Raw genomic sequence first — 1,386 nt, forward strand, 5'->3', positions numbered from 1 at the left:
CAGCACGCTGACCCGTTCGGCGCGCGCGTGCTTGACCGCGTTGGTCACCGACTCGGCGACCACGAAGTAGGCCGCCGTCTCCACGGTCGGCGGGCACGCGCCCTCCAGGCCGTACTCCAGGTCGATCGGCAGGCTCGACCGGCCGACCAGGTCGTGCAGCGCGGCCCGCAGCCCCGACCCGGCGAGCGCGGCCGGGTAGACCCGCCAGGCGACCTCCTTCAGGTCGCGCAGGGCGTCGCGGGACTCCTCGTAGGCCTGCTCGACCAGTGCGCGCCCCCGCTCCGAACCCGGGTCGCGGCGGGCCCGCCCCAGCGCCATCCCCAGCAGTACCAGGCGCTGCTGGACGCCGTCGTGCAGATCGCGTTCGATCCGGCGGCGCTCCTCGTCCACGGCGGCGACCACTCCCGCGCGGGTCGCGACCAGGACCCCGATCCGCTCCTCCATGAGGTCCTGGCGGCTGGGGCCGAGGAACCTCCGGGCCAGCCAGCGTTCCGTTCCCACCAGGCCCACGGTTCCCTGAGCGCTCAGGTACATCAGGGCCAGGCCGATCGGCACGATCGCGGGGTCGTTGCCGTCGAGCACCTCCAGCGGTGACAGCGCCAGGTAGAGCCCGGCGGCGAAGAAGGCCAGCACCAGCCCGCCGAAGAGCCCCACCGGGCAGCGCACCGCGAGGTAGGCCAGCGGTCGGGCCGTCCCGGGGCGCACGGTGATGTCGACGCCGAACAGGGCGGACAGGCGGCCGCGCTCCAGGGAGACCAGCGGCCGGGCGGCCCCGTCCAGCGCCCGGCGCAGGGACGCGCGCGAGGCGGGACGGAGCAGGAGCGGCAGCGCGGGAACGGCGGCTACGAGGGCCGCCGCGAGGAAGAGGGCCTCGGCCAGCGCGGTCACCGCTCCGGCGGCGGCGCCCGTCACGGCCCGGCCCCATGCGCGCGCCACCGCTGCCGCCGGATGCGCGTCTCCGTGCGTCGTCACGTCCGTCCTCTCCGCCTGTCCGGTCGCCGCCGCCTCCGGCGTCCGTGCCGGGTACCCGGACCCGACTGCCCGTGCCCGGTAGCCCGGCGCCGGGTGCCCGCGTCCGCTGGTGCGTGACGGGCACCCGTCTTCGAGTGTCCGTGCCCGGTTGTCCGCGCGGGCCCGTGCCCTCGGAACCCGTGTTCTCGGAGAACGGGGGGAGGCCGCGGTCGGCGTCAGCGTCGACACTAGCCACCCCCCGGGCGCGCGGGTACTGCGGAACACCGCATTCCGGGGTGGGGAGCCGCGTCCCGAACAGGGCGGGATCCCCCATGGGCGCGGGGGCCGCGGCTCCCTAGCGTTGTGGCCGTGCCGGCCGGCCGAGACCCCTGCTCCCCGAGACTCCTGTTCCCCGAGACCCCCGTTCCCGAGACG

At 76.2% G+C, this 1,386-nt stretch carries 1 protein-coding gene; it reads right to left on the reverse strand.

Annotated features, from left to right (window positions below; all coding sequences use genetic code 11):
* The coding region (locus tag DQW06_RS25860; RefSeq protein WP_117199475.1) for a sensor histidine kinase at window positions 1-972 on the reverse strand (972 nt) is incomplete at its 3' end.
* Window positions 973-1,386 lie beyond the last annotated feature (414 nt).

Origin of the sequence: Nocardiopsis sp. TNDT3, from assembly GCF_003427465.1 — a bacterium.
In the GTDB taxonomy this organism is placed as follows: Bacteria; Actinomycetota; Actinomycetes; order Streptosporangiales; family Streptosporangiaceae; genus Nocardiopsis; species Nocardiopsis dassonvillei.